General features: G+C 49.5%; 16 protein-coding genes. 5 read left to right on the top strand and 11 right to left on the bottom strand.

Annotated features, from left to right (window positions below; translation table 11 throughout):
- Nucleotides 1–224: 224 nt before the first annotated feature.
- Nucleotides 225–509 carry a TM2 domain-containing protein gene (locus P6574_RS01380; protein ID WP_310618614.1) on the top strand — a complete coding sequence of 95 codons (285 nt, stop codon included), beginning with the start codon at nt 225–227 and terminating at the stop codon, nt 507–509.
- A 121-nt stretch (nt 510–630) separates the two neighbouring features.
- Here the strand turns inward: P6574_RS01380 and P6574_RS01375 are convergent, their stop codons facing one another.
- The 3 genes from P6574_RS01375 to P6574_RS01365 form a co-directional block, all read right to left on the bottom strand.
- The gene (locus tag P6574_RS01375; RefSeq protein ID WP_310618613.1) at nt 631–1,521 is read right to left on the bottom strand and encodes an SRPBCC family protein; all 891 of its coding nucleotides are present in this window, start codon (nt 1,519–1,521) and stop codon (nt 631–633) included.
- On the bottom strand, nt 1,518–1,880 hold the full coding sequence (locus P6574_RS01370) for an ArsR/SmtB family transcription factor (RefSeq protein ID WP_310618612.1): 363 nt from the start codon (nt 1,878–1,880) through the stop codon (nt 1,518–1,520). The genes P6574_RS01375 and P6574_RS01370 overlap by 4 nt, the downstream gene beginning before the upstream one ends.
- A 150-nt stretch (nt 1,881–2,030) precedes the next feature.
- Nucleotides 2,031–2,912: an alpha/beta hydrolase family protein gene (locus P6574_RS01365; protein ID WP_310618611.1), complete on the bottom strand. Its 882-nt coding sequence runs from the start codon at nt 2,910–2,912 to the stop codon at nt 2,031–2,033.
- Between the two features lie 252 nt (nt 2,913–3,164).
- On the opposite strand from P6574_RS01365, the gene P6574_RS01360 reads away from it, so the two are divergent.
- Nucleotides 3,165–3,797: a peroxiredoxin gene (locus tag P6574_RS01360; RefSeq protein ID WP_310618610.1), complete on the top strand. Its 633-nt coding sequence runs from the start codon at nt 3,165–3,167 to the stop codon at nt 3,795–3,797.
- A 124-nt stretch (nt 3,798–3,921) separates the two neighbouring features.
- A complete protein-coding gene (locus P6574_RS01355; protein ID WP_310618609.1) occupies nt 3,922–4,323 on the top strand; it encodes a hypothetical protein in 402 nt (133 codons plus the stop codon).
- A gap of 62 nt (nt 4,324–4,385) precedes the next feature.
- On the opposite strand, the gene pheT is transcribed toward P6574_RS01355, so the two are convergent.
- Complete coding sequence (gene pheT / locus P6574_RS01350; protein ID WP_310618608.1) at nt 4,386–6,806, bottom strand: phenylalanine--tRNA ligase subunit beta; 2,421 nt, start codon at nt 6,804–6,806, stop codon at nt 4,386–4,388.
- A 41-nt stretch (nt 6,807–6,847) separates the two neighbouring features.
- Nucleotides 6,848–7,930 carry a phenylalanine--tRNA ligase subunit alpha gene (gene pheS, locus P6574_RS01345; protein WP_310618607.1) on the bottom strand — a complete coding sequence of 361 codons (1,083 nt, stop codon included), beginning with the start codon at nt 7,928–7,930 and terminating at the stop codon, nt 6,848–6,850.
- Nucleotides 7,931–8,417: 487 nt separating this feature from the next.
- Between pheS and P6574_RS01340 the strand changes: the two genes are divergently transcribed.
- Entirely contained in the window at nt 8,418–8,558 is a 141-nt protein-coding gene (locus P6574_RS01340; RefSeq protein WP_310618606.1) for a hypothetical protein, read from the top strand.
- Between the two features lie 31 nt (nt 8,559–8,589).
- Here the strand turns inward: P6574_RS01340 and P6574_RS01335 are convergent, their stop codons facing one another.
- From P6574_RS01335 to P6574_RS01325, 3 genes are all read right to left on the bottom strand, one after another.
- Nucleotides 8,590–9,189 carry a metallophosphoesterase family protein gene (locus P6574_RS01335; protein WP_310618605.1) on the bottom strand — a complete coding sequence of 200 codons (600 nt, stop codon included), beginning with the start codon at nt 9,187–9,189 and terminating at the stop codon, nt 8,590–8,592.
- A gap of 55 nt (nt 9,190–9,244) precedes the next feature.
- Nucleotides 9,245–10,090, bottom strand: a complete 846-nt coding sequence (locus P6574_RS01330; protein ID WP_310618604.1) for a DMT family transporter — start codon at nt 10,088–10,090, stop codon at nt 9,245–9,247.
- A gap of 126 nt (nt 10,091–10,216) precedes the next feature.
- Nucleotides 10,217–10,900, bottom strand: coding sequence for a YrbL family protein (locus P6574_RS01325; protein WP_310618603.1), 684 nt, complete (start codon nt 10,898–10,900; stop codon nt 10,217–10,219).
- A gap of 200 nt (nt 10,901–11,100) precedes the next feature.
- Between P6574_RS01325 and P6574_RS01320 the strand changes: the two genes are divergently transcribed.
- A complete protein-coding gene (locus P6574_RS01320; RefSeq protein ID WP_310618602.1) occupies nt 11,101–11,979 on the top strand; it encodes an alpha/beta hydrolase in 879 nt (292 codons plus the stop codon).
- A gap of 27 nt (nt 11,980–12,006) precedes the next feature.
- Here the strand turns inward: P6574_RS01320 and P6574_RS01315 are convergent, their stop codons facing one another.
- The 3 genes from P6574_RS01315 to P6574_RS01305 form a co-directional block, all read right to left on the bottom strand.
- A complete protein-coding gene (locus P6574_RS01315) occupies nt 12,007–12,531 on the bottom strand; it encodes a DUF2478 domain-containing protein (protein ID WP_310618601.1) in 525 nt (174 codons plus the stop codon).
- Nucleotides 12,532–12,661: 130 nt separating this feature from the next.
- On the bottom strand, nt 12,662–13,330 hold the full coding sequence (locus tag P6574_RS01310; protein ID WP_310618600.1) for an NnrU family protein: 669 nt from the start codon (nt 13,328–13,330) through the stop codon (nt 12,662–12,664).
- A gap of 3 nt (nt 13,331–13,333) precedes the next feature.
- Nucleotides 13,334–14,530 (bottom strand): NnrS family protein, encoded by a 1,197-nt coding sequence (locus P6574_RS01305; protein WP_310618599.1) that lies wholly within the window; start codon nt 14,528–14,530, stop codon nt 13,334–13,336.
- Between the last annotated feature and the right edge of the window lie 165 nt (nt 14,531–14,695).

The raw sequence follows: 14,695 nt of genomic DNA, 5'->3' as shown, positions 1-14,695 counted from the left end.
CGCCTGTGCATCTGCTTAGCGCACAAATATACGAACTTATTGAAAGGCAGCCATCTGGCTGCCTTTCGTATATATACTTAAGTTCTAATTAAGTATATTTTTAACAGATATTTATTTAAACACGCTTTAATTGCCTTTTTATCAATCATAAGTTGATGCAGCTAAAATACACCTACCTAGGCAACTGGCTATATTTCTGCCCTATCAGTAAAAATGGATTTGCTATGAGTGAAAATAATACAACTCAAATCAACATTAACGTAAGTGAAAACCAAAAGTCGGCCATTATAGGATTTGTTCTGTGGTTCTTTCTTGGAATGCTCGGTATTCATCGAATCTACATGGGCAAAATAACTTCAGGCATAGCCATGGCTGCCATGACGGTTATAGGCGGGATTACAGCTATCTTCTTAATAGGTTACTTTATTTTAGTTGCAGTGTGGGTATGGTGGATAATAGATCTTGTTCTCATGGCTATTAATGCAAGTAAAGGTCAAAAGTTGCTCTAGAGTTGCAAATATAACCCAGCTTTGTACTATGCAACCAATCGCTTGACTATCTCTTGGGGCCTCGCTTCTTTTACTACCCAAAGCGAAGCCCCAAATAGGAATTTCAATAGGCCTGTTTAACTCACAACTGATGAGGCTCGCCCTCTCCGCCATTCAAATAGTCCTTCAGGCTATTTGCAAAATATCGTTCCCATCCGTCTACACAGATCTCATGGCATTGCAGTGCTGGAATCAGCCCCTCATGGGTAAGCGTTATAGAGCATCCTCCATTCTTTTTTCTAATATCCCAGCGTAGCCTCGTGTCATTCCATTCTTCAGGCTCAGAAACCTGCCGACTTATAATATTGGAAGCCGTGCACGACCAAAGAACCTGCTCAGGTACTTTGGAGTGGTCCAGACGAAAGGTCTTGAATGATGGCCCAAAGTGAACGGTCATCTCACCCTCTTTGCGGTCAACTTCCGGCGTCCACCATTTCTCAACATCCCCGATAATCGCTTGGCAAGCGCGATCAGGAGAGCAGGCAACCTCTATCGTTTGCGTGTAACTTTCGCTCGGGCTCTTCCTATAGGAAGCCTTTGCGAGAAACTCACCTACACTTTTGCGAAGGGCACCAAAATGCTTATCCCAGCCTTTATCGAAGGCTTGAAAGAGGTTGAGAGCGACAGACCCTGCAGCGTCTTCAACCCCATCGTGGGTCAGTAACAAACGGGTACCACCGGCAACCTCCTCCAACTCCCAAATCACAGTCGTCTCATTGTGTTTTAGTGGTTCAACGATAAAGGTGGTGACGAGCCTGTGGGGCGGGTCCATTTCAAGTACCTGCCCCCATATCAACGGAACGCGCCGGTCATTCTCATCGACACGGTAGAGGCTATAGCTCGCGCCACTTGAAAGGTTCTCTTCTGCGGGGTGATACCACTCCCCAAGCTTATCCTTGTCAGTCAAGAACGACCAGACGATCTCACGGGGAGCTTCAAAGAAAATAGATTTCACCAGAGTTGCCGAATTCATTGCTCTTCCTTTCCTTGATTTGCCTGCTCACGTGCAACTGCATCTTGCAGGAGTGACAAGCGTTGATCCCAGAATTGGCTGAAGTAGTTGAGCCAGTCGGAAACCGACTTGAGACCTTGCGGCTCCAGCCTGTTCACCCGCTCCCGCCCCCTTGGAAGCACTGAAATGAGTTCCCCTTCGCCAAGAATTGTCAGATGTTTTTTGACTGCAGCGCGGGTGATGTCGAAATGAGTGCAAACCTGAGCGATTGTCATGTCTTGACGACTCAACAGCAAGAGAATTTCGCGGCGTGTCGGGTCCGCAAGAGCACGAAAAACGCACTGTTCCTGTTTTGAGTGGTAGCTTTGCGGGGTGGGCATACGGGCTGTTTCTCCTCATCCAATACCAAAAGGTACCACATAATGTAGTACCTTTTGGTATTATGTCATTCCCCCAAATATAAGGGAAATACAGATGTGATGCGGAATAAGAGCTCTAAAATAGGAGAACTGTCCTGCCCTATATCCGGGTTAAACAGCTCCCAAAAGGGTTGGCCACAGTACTTTTTTACTCGTCCTGAAAGAATTTAAATGCCCCACAGAGCGCAACCCATAGTCTTTAGGCTGAATTCGAATTCTCTCAATATCCGCTGCTGAATAAACACGTGTCAACCGATCGGCAGCTACCGTCGGGACCATCTGGTCATCTTCAAAACTGATAATGCGCATGGGGCCTGCGTAAGGAACTGCTTTCCCTTGGCGAATGCTTTTCTCTACTTGCTTTTCATAGAGGTTTCTCTCATTGCACCATTGTCGCCATGTCCAGAAAACATCGGAGGGCATGTTCTCGGCCATGCCAAATTTACTTCCTACAAAATAACCCTTAGCCCTCGTCCAAAAGGGACCGAGAATATGCCAGAATAAACCTACCCAAAAAATATAGGGAAACGAATGATCGTAGAGATGTGTCGGGCCACTGGCCACGGTTGTCATGCGGTCAATTTTGGACGTATTTTCGTGAAACGGCGTTCCTAACCCGCCAAGTGATTGCCCTATAACATGCACCTCTGGCGTTTTTGCCAGAGAGACAAGATAGTCTAGAGCCGCTTGTTGATCGCAAATGGCCCAGTCCATCATATTGGCCTTACTGGCCTTGAGTGCATCAATCGTTTTCGGCTCATTTTTCCCGAAATCTCGATAATCATAGGTAAGCACAAGGTGGCCCTGCTCTGCAGCCCACTTAGCAAATGGGTGATAAAACGACTGGGGAACACAAGTCGCAGCATGGATCACAAGTGAGGACTTGAGAGGCCCGCGTGGCCAAAAAACAGTTCCACGCAGCGTCTCCCCATTGGAGGGGAAACTCACCGTTTCTTCTTTCACCCTTTCCTCACTCTTCAGCATCTCGCCCATAGTCCTTCCCACATATTAGCCATCCTCAAACAGCACAGTGTAGCTGCTCCATTAGAATAACAAGCTGCCCATTGGTTCCACTGGATTTTAAGGAATGCTGACAAACAGGCCTGCAAAAGTTAGGACTAAGGATAGCTGCCTATCATTTTTGTTCCTCTAATTTTCGGATAATTCTAGAATTAGTTAGGCAGATATTTTCATAGTCTCTCTCTAGTCTATTAATAAATTGCAGTGATTTCCAAGGAGCAGACCATGTCTCTTCACGTGGGAGAAGTTGCGCCGGATTTTACGGCGGACACAACGATAGGTACTATTAACTTCCACGAGTGGAAAAAAGACAGCTGGGCTCTTTTCTTCTCCCACCCCGCCGACTTCACTCCCGTGTGCACAACAGAACTCGGCCGTGCCGCACAGCTGCAAGAGGATTTCAAAGCTCGGAACGTTAAACCCATCGCTCTTTCAACCGACAGAATTGAGGACCACTTGCGGTGGGTCTTCGACATCAATGAAACTCAAGATGCCTTGGTGCGCTTTCCGATTATTGCAGATAATACAATGGAAATATCTCGCATGTATGACATGATCCATGCGCAAGAAAGCGAAGTGAAGACCATCCGCACTTATATGATCATCGATCCCGACAACAAAATCCGAGTAACCTGCGCCTACCCAATGGCCGTTGGACGCAGTTACACAGAAATTTTCCGGATTATAGATGCTTTAATCGTCAGCGACATGCATCAGGTCGCCACTCCTGTTGACTGGGAGAAGGGGGACTCGGTCATCATCCCACCTAATATTGACAACGCCACTGCCCGCCGTATGTTCCCCCGCGGCTGGAATGAAGTCCTGCCATATCTGCGTTATACGCGCTACGATCAATAGAGAGTGCCCGCATCAAGCCCCCCTTCATATACTGACAATATCAAAATTATCGGCTTACATTATAGCGATTGACCTTCTGTGCTTGGGAAGTGACCATTAACCGACTAGGCACAGGAGATTCAGATTGCCTTCCCACAACATACCCCTCATTTTGACTGTTATACTCGGCCTCGCTGCCTGTGCTTCTGCAGGTAACGAGACCCTTAGAAGCGAGACGCAGGTTTCACTGGACCAAAAGTTTGAAAAGGGTGTGACTACAAAAGAGCAGGTTAAAACCTCTTTCGGACAACCTCAGACTTTGAATTTCACAGACAGTGGGAATGAAGTCTGGAAATACAGGCACGTACGCGCAAAAGCAAAGGCGACTAATTTCATACCCGTTGTCGACCTTCTAGCAGGTGGTCAAGATTTAAAGACGAAAGAGCTCGCACTTTTCTTTGACACAAACGGCGTTCTGGTCAACTACTCCATGACTGAATCTAAAAGTGAAATCCGTACTGGGCTCATCACCGCTAACGCTCAGTAGATAACAAAAACGCGGCGCTCAAGATGAACGCCGCGTTTTATTTTTTCATCTACTTGCAAGTCTTACCCGCGTAGTGTTCCGCCGGTTGTTTTTGCGACAGCTGCAACAATCTTGGCAGAGACAGCTTCGATGTCCTCATCGGTCAAGGTTTTCTTAACCGGTTGAAGCATCACGTCGATAGCCAGAGAACGCTGGCCTTCTGGAACGCCTTGCCCCTCATAGATATCAAAGAGTGTTACGTCTTTGATCAGATTTTTGTCCGCACCACGGGCAGCTCTTAGGAGCTTTTCAGCCGGAACATCCGCATCCACAAGGAACGCAAAGTCACGGCGCACCGGCATCAGATCAGCCGCATTGAGTGCGCCCTTGCTGCGGGTTGCTTTTTTCTTTGGTGCTGGAGGTGCGTCAATGAACACTTCAAAGCCGACCAGCGGGCCTTCAAGATCCAGCTCTTCCAGTGTTTTGGGGTGAATTTCACCAAACAGAGCCAGCGTATTCTTCGGACCCAGCTTCAACGCACCGGAACGACCGGGGTGGTAGTAGCTCGGCGCATCTGTGAACACCATCAACTTCTCGGTCGGAGCACCAATGGCAGACAGTGCAGCTTCTGCATCCGCCTTGGCATCAAACACGTTCACAGCCTCAGAGTTACCGGACCAGTGACGACCTGCGCCGCCCATGGACGCAGTTCCGCGGCGGATACCGGCAACGACCATTTTCTGGCCCTTTTCCGTATCATCCGTGAACACTTGTCCAACTTCGAACAGAGCGACATCCGGATAGCCACGATCAGCATTACGCTGAGCAGCAGTTAACAGACCCGGCAACAAGGACGGACGCATGTCGGACATATCTGCGGAAATCGGGTTAGCCAATTCCAGTTCCTTGCCGCCGCCATCGAAGATTTCAGCTTGACGTTTGGAAATGAAGGACCATGTGACAGCCTCGTCCATACCACGCGTTGCCAGCGTACGGCGGGCGCTGGAGCGGCGGTTTTGGCTCACGGTCAAAACTTTTTCTGAGACAGGCGACATGCGCGGCAAAGTTTCGGCTGGGACATTATCCAAGCCAATAATGCGCACAACCTCTTCAACCAGATCAGCTTTGCCATGTACATCCGGTCGCCAGCTTGGTGGAGTTACCTGAACGCTCTCACCTTCACCGGAAATAACAAAACCAAGCGCACTCAAAATACCTTTGATTTCATCGCTGGAAACATCCAGACCAGACAGGCGTTTTACTTCTGCAAACGGGAAGTTGATGACCAGTTCATTAGAAGGAACATCACCGGCAAGGGTTGCCTCGGTTGCTTCGCCGCCGCAAAGGTCGATCACCATTTGCGTTGCAGCGTCCAAGCCTTCAGCCATGTAATTCGGGTCAACACCGCGCTCAAAGCGATAGCGTGCATCGGACACAACATTGAGCTTGCGACCTGTGCGGGCAATCATCAACGGGTCCCAAAGAGCTGATTCAATGAGGACATTCACAGTCTCATTGGTACATCCGGACTGCTCGCCGCCCAAAATACCACCAAGAGACTCAACGCCGTTATCATCGCTGATTACAACAGTACCACTCTCGAGAGCGTACGTTTTACCATCAAGACCGGCGTAGTCCTCACCGTCACCATCATAGTGGGTTACAACCAGATCACCATGCACCTTATCCGCATCGAACACATGCAGAGGACGGCCTTGGTCGAATGTCATGTAGTTGGTAATATCAACGAGGGTGTTGATCGGGCGCAGACCAATATCGCTCAAGCGCTTTTGCAGCCACTTTGGCGAGGGGCCATTTTTCACGCCCTTTACCAGACGCAGACCGAATGCAGGACAATGCTCTGGATTATCACCCAGCTCCAGCGTCAAACCAATAGGGTTCGGACCAGTTGGCGCGAATGCTGGTGCCTTTGGAGCTTTCAAGGTACCTAGGCCAGCAGCAGCAAGGTCGCGAGCGATGCCGTAAACACTGGCGCAGTCAGGACGGTTTGGAGTGAGACCGATTTCGATGACAGGATCATCAAGGCCCGCATACTCAACGTACGGCATTCCAACAGGGGCGTCATCCGGCAGGTCGATCACGCCGTCATGCTCATCAGAAAGTTCCAGCTCGCGCTCGGAAGCCATCATGCCGAAGCTTTCAACATCGCGGATTTTGCCAACGGACAAAGTCACATCAAGACCGGGAACATAATCGCCCGGCTTGGCAAACACACCCACAAGTCCAGTGCGGGCATTCGGCGCGCCGCAAACAACCTGCAACGGATCACCTTCACCGGTGTCCACTTTCAGTACGCGTAAACGATCTGCATTGGGGTGCTGCTCCGCATGCAAAACCTTGGCGATTTTGAAAGCGCCAAGCTTTTCAGCAGGGTTAACAACCTCTTCGACCTCAAGGCCGATCATGTTCAGTTTCTCAAGAATCTCGTTGAGACTTGCATCGGTCTCAAGATGGTCCTTGAGCCATGAAAGAGTGAATTTCATTGATCTGCTCTTCTTTATCTAGGCAGCGGAAGGACCGCGAATTACTTGGAAAGGCCAGCCAACAGAGTTGGCATGTCCAGAGGGCGGAAACCATAGTGCTTGATCCAGCGTACATCGCCATCAAAGAACGCACGCAAATCTGGCATGCCGTATTTCAGCATGGCAAGGCGGTCGATACCGATGCCCCAGGCAAAGCCTTGGTAGACGTCAGGGTCGAGGCCACAATTACGCAGGACATTCGGATGCACCATGCCCGAACCCAGAATTTCCATCCAGTCGGAGCCTTGACCGATTTTCACTTCACCGCCCGAGCGGTCACACTGCACGTCCACTTCCATGGAAGGCTCGGTGAACGGGAAGAAGCTTGGGCGCAAGCGCAACTTCACATCATCCACCTCGAAGAATGCCTTGAGGAATTCCTGCAGGGTGCCCTTCAGATGCCCAATGTGGCTGGCTTTATCGATGACAAGACCTTCCAACTGGTGGAACATGGGCGTGTGCGTCTGGTCACTGTCACAGCGGTATGTGCGGCCCGGAATGATAATGCGCAGCGGTGGCTCCTGTGTGCGCATGGTGCGAACCTGCACTGGAGAAGTGTGCGTACGCAGCAACTTGCGCTCACCCTCTTCGTTTTCATTGAAGAAGAACGTGTCGTGCATTTCACGCGCTGGATGCCCTTCGGGAAAGTTCAATGCTGTAAAGTTCAGCTCATCCGTTTCAACGTCCGGCCCTTCGGCAACAGAAAAGCCCATATCTGCAAAAATGGCGGTAATCTCGTCCACCACTTGAGAGATCGGGTGAATGTGGCCCATTTCCGTAGGCGCAGCACGCAGCGGCTGTGTCACATCAATGGTTTCGCTTTTCAAGCGTGCATTCAGGGTTTCTTCCTTAAGCACGGTTTTACGAGCAGCAATGGCATCGGCAACACGGTTTTTCAGGCCGTTGAGTGCCGGCCCCATTTCCTTACGCTCTTCCGGCGTCATTTTGCCGAGCGTCTTCATTTTCTCAGAAACGGAACCCTTTTTACCAAGGGACGCCACGCGCACATCTTCAAGCGCAGCTTCGCTGTCAGCACCGGCAATAGCGGTGTTGATATCAGCTTCAAGTATTTCGAGGTCGGACATAATCCCTCAAAGGTTTGCAGCAGGCTTTAAAAGCCAAGCGATAATAACGAATTCGTGGAGTGTCTTTTAGCAGGTTTACAGCGGCTTTCCAGTGGTGAACCATGAATTTTCCAAGTGCCGACAAAGGTATTTCCTACTCAGTGTCTCAAGGCGGGCTCACGCTGGACTTTATCTTGATAGCTTTGGAAAATTTGAGGCGTTCCGCAAACGGATCATGCGCACTGTAGCGTGTTAATTACACACTAGAATCTAAATCGTCCGCATGCAGGCCCTGCGTGAATATGGGGGGAAACGGAGCGAATCGTAGCTCGGTTATGCTGATGGAACTCTATCATGCAGCTAGACTAGTAAAGACTACATCCAAGATCAATCAATGATTTAAGGAAGGAACACGCGCAATTATAGGCCCCATATATTATGGGTATGTATTTATACGTGCATATAGTCTAATGTTCTATGGCTGCATATATTTGGGGGGAGATAGACAATGATTGAATTTCTCTGCGTTATGGCCATCCTTGCCATTATCACCATTGTCACCCACTGGCGCAAAGATGGCGGAAAAGACACACAGCAGCGGACCAGCCAACGTGTAAAAGGACGACGTGGCACTCACGCTTCTCGCTGAAAACTACCGATCTCCGGATTATATGTGGCCGTTAAACCTCAAACCAGTTTAGCTTAGGCCCCATGTTGTGCACGAGAGTTTCCCCAATGCGGCCTGTTTGGCCCCATGCAAAATGAACATGGCCACACAGGTTCAACACCGGTTGTGTGCTCTTTACGGCATCATGTACTGAAACACTGCCCCCATGAGAACCATCTTTATGCAGGTCCGCAATGCCATAGGGCGGCGTGTGGGTTACCAGAACGGAGCCACGCGGACACGAAGAGAGCAGCGCCTCTGCCACCTCTTCGCTCATCGCCTCTCCATGATTCTTGTCCATCTGCTTGGGCACTTCTTTTCCCAAACCAAAAAAGAAATGGCCTTCCAGCTCTACACCTGTACCGTGCAGAAAGTGCCCTAACTCCCAACCTGCACAAAACTCTTTCAGTTCGTGTTCACGATCATGATTTCCCGAAACCAGAACAACAGGGACCCGGCACCCTTTCAAAATCTCGAGCGTATCCAGAAGGCCAATACCTTTATGGGCAAAATCTCCCGCTCCAACAACAACGTCCGCTTGAGCACTTTCCTCTACAATGGAATAGGCAACATCTTGCTTACGATGAAGGTCGCTAAAACCCAGAATACGCATGGGATACCTCTTGGCACTTACAGTAAGTCTTGAGAGCGGAAATACAGTATTTCCGTCACTTTGCAAAGCGTAGAAGAGCCGCGCCCATTAAGGTCATCATGGTCGAGAAAACCCGCCAAACACTAATGCTTTCTTTGAGCACAAAGGTACCAATCACCAGCGCAAAAATAATACTTGTTTCACGTAGTGCAGTCACCAGAGCAATCGGGGCAAGGGTAAATGCCCAAATGACAAGCGCATAGGCTACATATGACGCCAACCCACTCCCCAGAAATAAGAGTTTATTATGCAGTACCAACCGCTTCAGCACCAATGGATTGCGGTAAAGCATGATTAAGAAAAATAGCAGGGAATTTCCCAGAGACAGGATAGAGTAAAAGCTCAGCGAGTTTCCGGAGATGCGGGCCCCCATACCATCAATAAGAGAATAAGATGCAATAAAACACCCTGTTATAAAGGCCAAAATTGAAGCTCCGTTATTGCGTGCTCCGCTGCGCTTGCGCTCCAATGAAATACTCAAAATGCCTGCTGCAATGGTAAAGACTGCCAAAAGCTCCAGCCCCGCAAGCACCTCACCAAGAAACAATACCGAAACACCAGCCACCAACAGGGGCGCTGTTCCACGTGCCATAGGGTAAACTTGGGTTAAATCCCCTAGCTTGTAGGAATAGAGCAGGAAAATCTGATAGCCGGTGTGGAGCACGATTCCCGCGAGGATATAGGGAATACTCTCCAGGGCCGGTAGCGGTACAAACAACAGAGCCAGCAAGGCAAAGGGCACATGCCCCAAAACTACCGCGCTCATGCCCAGATACTTGTCACTCCCCCCTTTAACCAGAGAATTCCAAAGGGCATGAAGAAAAGCAGCCGCAATAACCGCAACAAAAACATAAAATTCCAAGAAAGCCTCCGAGTCCTCAATTCTATCTGGAAGGACACAGTATAAGGTGTGCGAATCGCTAGTTTACCGAGCAGAGCAGACTAGGGGCTTTCGGGATCGTGTCAAATCGAATGCAGTTTTCTGCAATCAGAGCTTTCCCTTGCCTACCGCGTAATTTTTATCCAGCAAGATTTCTAGGTGCCGTTTCAGGCGCCGCTGCGTACGGATGTTTTTAAAGAGTTTAATTTCATAGATCGGAATAAGGTGGTGATTATAATAGGGCTTCACATCGAAGCTCTTGCAGTAGAGCTTGCCATTTTCATCCACCACAATAGCAATATTCTCGGGGCGGTCGGCAAAAGCTGCCAGTTTGTGCTCTCTCAAAACATCGAAGTACTTTGTCAATGCCTCTCTGAGCTCTGGATTTTGAATATTTTTGTGCTTCCTGAGATATTGGCGAATGGTTTTGGTATCGCTGTTCCAAAAGTTCGTAATCCGCTCAATCATGAGTGCAGGGCCCCGATCCGTCTCCACCATTCCGTAGACTTTTGTGAAATAGCGGTGACCTGCAAGCCCCTTATCCTCGAGCACACGCCAACCCATAATTTCATCATGGTTGCCGCTCAAGTGCCTGGTTCCCAGTCCCAGCTTATTGCGAAACTCTCTCCGAAGCCTTTTAAGTCCACGATTCTTTCGAGGGGGGCGCGGGGTTTTTCCATCAAACTTTAAGAGCTTAGTGTCATCGTCAGCACACTCCCATGACTGGCGAAAACCACCTTTATTCACGTAATTCCCGACCCTATAGACCTTGTGATCACTCTTGTTAGGCACTGCATACTCCGAAAACATTATCACCGCTTTTATAGGGGAAACCCAAGGCTTTTCAAGGCTCTCAATTAAGCCCTCAGCACACTCAACCTCACATTGAGAAGAGCATAGATATGTATTTATGTTTACACTTTTCTTCTGGGTTTAGAGTAATCTGTGCTTACAATTACCATTCATCAAAGTCGTTGGGGCAAAGAGTTTTTATGGTTGACGTTGCAGCAAAACCAAACGGGCACATCAATAAACTTCTTGATCTCTTCAAGAGCAAATTTCCCCTTCATTTCATCTGGCCCTACATTGTCAATGCCAGTGCCCCGATCAAAGGGAAGATGGAAACATTTAACCTGATGACAGCACAGGGCCAAACATACAGCTACGTAATTTACATACCACCCGGTTATGAAGACGGTGACGAGGAGTATCCTGTTCTCTATCACCTTCATGGGGCCGGAGTTATACGCAATTGGGTGGAGCTGGATTGCAACCGCCTCGCCAAACAGCAGGAAAATGCAGTCAGACAAGGCAGTACGCACCCTCACATCATTGTGGCTCCCATTGACAAAACCCGCTTTTCCATGTGGGTCGATTCAGTAGATGGTCAAAGTCAGGCCTATTCCAAGTTCATGGATATTCTGATCCCCCATGTGGAGAGTACTTACAAGACCATTGCAAAAAGAGAAGGGCGCGCCCTCTCCGGCTTTTCCATGGGTGGGTTCGGGGCTGCTATCACTGCATTTAAAAAGCCGGATTGTTTCAATAAAGTGGTTATCTGGGACGGGGCCATCCATACGTGGGATAGTCTTTATGAAAACCGGAGAAAAATTGCCCGATCAATCTTTGGGGGCACTGCGTATTTTAACAGCTGGTCGCCGTGGAAAGGCTCTTTTACTTCAACCCAAGAGCCGCCTCAGTTTTTCATCGTGACAGGCGAACTGAAAGAGCCCAACGAGAACTTTGTAGAGCTCTTAAAAGGTCAAGGCGCAGAAGTTGAGTATATAAGCACCTCATGCGGGCATGACCTGTTCTGCATGCTGCAAAATGCGGGACAGGACTTCTACCGTTTTCTTGGTAAAGACTTCTAGCCCCCATTTTTGCGATAAGGGGGTGCGCTAGGCCACCTGCTCTTTTTCTGATTTCAGGCATCCATCCAGCCAATCAGCAATTTTTTCAGGCTCGGGAGATACTTTTACAGCAATACCAGCGGTGTATTCCAAAAAGGCGGGTAGGTTCAGCTCATTCACACCAACCAAAACCGGAATCTCCATGGCAAGAGCTTCCCCGATCAACTCTCGAAATCCCCTGCCCTCGGCTTCATGCTTTCCGAATTTATTGATGATTAGCACATCAACGCCTTGATCCAATCGGCTCCTAGAATAGCCAACAGCCTCTTCCAAAGCGGAAGGGTTTAGCCTGCATCCTTGCGAATCCTGTCCAAGGCTCTGGGAAATTCGAATGACAGGGCCATTGGGAAGAACTTTCACATCCATATCGCAGGCATGACAGTTTTCGCGGTCACTGTTGATCTGTACGGTACCACAGGTACGCACGCCTTTTGTTTCCAAAAGTGCAGCGGACTGCTCCAAAATCAGATCCATGTCACCACGGCCCGGTGCCATTGTATATGCAATGTGCATTTATTTTTCTCCGTTCTAGGAAGATCACTGCGAACCCTAGTGTATATTTTAGCCCAAGTCATATTAAGAGTGAGCTCATGCGACGCAATGTCCACCAAATGCACAAGGGCAAAACTCTCCAGATACGGCTCTAGGAAATAAAGATCGCAATGGGGGACACCCCAAACAGGTATTGATGCAACCACAACAACCCAGCAAAAGCCCCCAACCCCAAAGACACTCTTGGCAATATAGAACTGCTTATAGAGACAGAAGAGTTTTGCAAAGCATCTCGTAACTCGCCCCAGCGAGCGCCCATTTCCCGTTGCTTTTTGCGGTCAACCAAGCGCTGACCCAACAAGGCAAAAGCTGCAAAGCTGCCAAACACCAGAATATGGGCCAAATCTCCGTTTGGTACCATATGGGCGGTTGCCCAGATTGCCAGAGCCACCAGAAGGGGATGGCGCATCCACTTCACGATGCCGGGTTTTTCAACGTTAAATTGCTCGTTTTGTGCTCCACCAAAAGAAAACGGGTTCGGCCTGCCCACAGCCAGAGCAATAAGAACACAGACCAGCGCCATCGCCACAAGAGGGACACCGTTTTGCCACGGCTGCCACTGCCAAATTTCCACATAAGGAGCCCTTTGTGCTGCTGCAAACAGCCACCACAAAATGCCGAGGGAAAGGGCTGAATAAAGAGCCGTAAAGCCACGGCTCCCAACAAGAGCGACCAGCCTTGCTTTCATTGGTGGCCGCGTTGGCACCTGATGCAGGACAAAAAAGGCCCCAAACGCCGCGATGTATTCCAGCCAGTCCACGTTTTACCCCATCTTCCTATATCGCAGTAAAGAAGGGCCATAGACCACAGCATAACTGGCGAAAGACAGGCACCATGCCGCGCCGGACAGACTGTAGAGCTGCATGTTAAACTCTGGGACAATACCGGCAACAACCCGTGCGATCACGGAGACCAGTATGGTGAGGTAGATGATCACTGTTCCAGCTCCAGCCGTGAGCTCCTGCCCGGTATGCCCCAGCGTGGCGCGGGTCATGACGGCAAGTGTCATGGTCGCAATTGCCCCAGCCATCCAAAGGTGCTGGGCAGCTGTTGCCGGAATTACATCAGGAAAGAAAATGGAAAGCCCCATGGCCAGTGCACCAAGAGGAACGAAGGCATAACCCACATGCAAAATCCAGACAAGCGGCTCACGACCAGTGAGATAGCCACACCAGCGCCACAGGCGATAGGTGTGAACGCCGCCTGTGATAAGAAGGGCTGCGGTTGTCACCAAGCTATCAGGCTGAACAACCCACATCAGCACTGTGAACAGGCAAACTAGCATTGAAACCTTGTCATAGGTGCCAATTGCAGCAGGGCGCGCTTCCATTTTGGATCTCGCCATCCAGTTCCGTGTAAAGCTTGGAACAATACGCCCGCCAATTACAACAATCATCATAATTGCCGCTCCAACGCCAATGCGCAGACCATAGCCGCCCGCTGCATACTCTCCACTGCTGGCCTCTATGTGAAATATCAAGTTCCCGAACATCAACATAACCAGCATGCCAAGAACAATCAGATTCCGCCAGTTTTTGCCCTTTATGATTTCCTGAGCAATGGCCAGAGCCAGTGCAGCAGGAGCCATAAGGTCCGCTAGGGCAACAATTTCCGGCGACCACCATGCTGAAGTTAGAACGGCAAAACGGCCAATAATCCAGCACAGAAACAAAACACCCAGAGGCCAGCCAACGATGGGTAAACGCCCCGTCCAATTGGGAACAGCCGTCAACAAGAAGCCCGCGACAATCGCCTGCAGGTATCCATAAAGGAACTCATGGGCATGCCATGACACTGGGTCCCACGCGATTGGTAAGGAAATATCTCCCATCAACAAAGGTATCCAGAGGAGTGCGGAAATGAAGGCCCAGAGCGCTCCCCCTAAGAAAAATGGTCGAAAGCCATAGCTCAAGAGCGCCGGTCCAGTCCATTGGCGCATTAGACTTGCTGTACTGCTCATGATGACCAGTCCCTTCAAATAGGCCCATCCGGCTTTCTATTTTTGCCGAATAAAGCGTGCACACTTCCCTTACAGCCGATAACCGGAACCGTAGGCTATAATATATATTATGTATACATATTATATTTTTTCTAAAATTTCAATTCTTTCCTTCCTGCTGCGGCA

This window comes from Pseudovibrio sp. M1P-2-3 (assembly GCF_031501865.1).
Taxonomy (GTDB): domain Bacteria; phylum Pseudomonadota; class Alphaproteobacteria; order Rhizobiales; family Stappiaceae; genus Pseudovibrio; species Pseudovibrio corallicola.
This window is presented reverse-complemented; position numbering and strand designations above follow the sequence as displayed.

What these genes read in the sequence shown, in the direction of transcription:
- P6574_RS01380 (WP_310618614.1), top strand. Translation starts at nt 225, where the DNA reads ATGAGTGAAAATAATACAACTCAAATCAACATTAACGTAAGTGAAAAC.
- P6574_RS01375 (WP_310618613.1), bottom strand. Translation starts at nt 1,521, where the DNA reads ATGAATTCGGCAACTCTGGTGAAATCTATTTTCTTTGAAGCTCCCCGT.
- P6574_RS01370 (WP_310618612.1), bottom strand. Translation starts at nt 1,880, where the DNA reads ATGCCCACCCCGCAAAGCTACCACTCAAAACAGGAACAGTGCGTTTTT.
- P6574_RS01365 (WP_310618611.1), bottom strand. Translation starts at nt 2,912, where the DNA reads ATGGGCGAGATGCTGAAGAGTGAGGAAAGGGTGAAAGAAGAAACGGTG.
- P6574_RS01360 (WP_310618610.1), top strand. Translation starts at nt 3,165, where the DNA reads ATGTCTCTTCACGTGGGAGAAGTTGCGCCGGATTTTACGGCGGACACA.
- pheT (WP_310618608.1), bottom strand. Translation starts at nt 6,806, where the DNA reads ATGAAATTCACTCTTTCATGGCTCAAGGACCATCTTGAGACCGATGCA.
- pheS (WP_310618607.1), bottom strand. Translation starts at nt 7,930, where the DNA reads ATGTCCGACCTCGAAATACTTGAAGCTGATATCAACACCGCTATTGCC.
- P6574_RS01340 (WP_310618606.1), top strand. Translation starts at nt 8,418, where the DNA reads ATGATTGAATTTCTCTGCGTTATGGCCATCCTTGCCATTATCACCATT.
- P6574_RS01335 (WP_310618605.1), bottom strand. Translation starts at nt 9,189, where the DNA reads ATGCGTATTCTGGGTTTTAGCGACCTTCATCGTAAGCAAGATGTTGCC.
- P6574_RS01320 (WP_310618602.1), top strand. Translation starts at nt 11,101, where the DNA reads ATGGTTGACGTTGCAGCAAAACCAAACGGGCACATCAATAAACTTCTT.
- P6574_RS01315 (WP_310618601.1), bottom strand. Translation starts at nt 12,531, where the DNA reads ATGCACATTGCATATACAATGGCACCGGGCCGTGGTGACATGGATCTG.
- P6574_RS01305 (WP_310618599.1), bottom strand. Translation starts at nt 14,530, where the DNA reads ATGAGCAGTACAGCAAGTCTAATGCGCCAATGGACTGGACCGGCGCTC.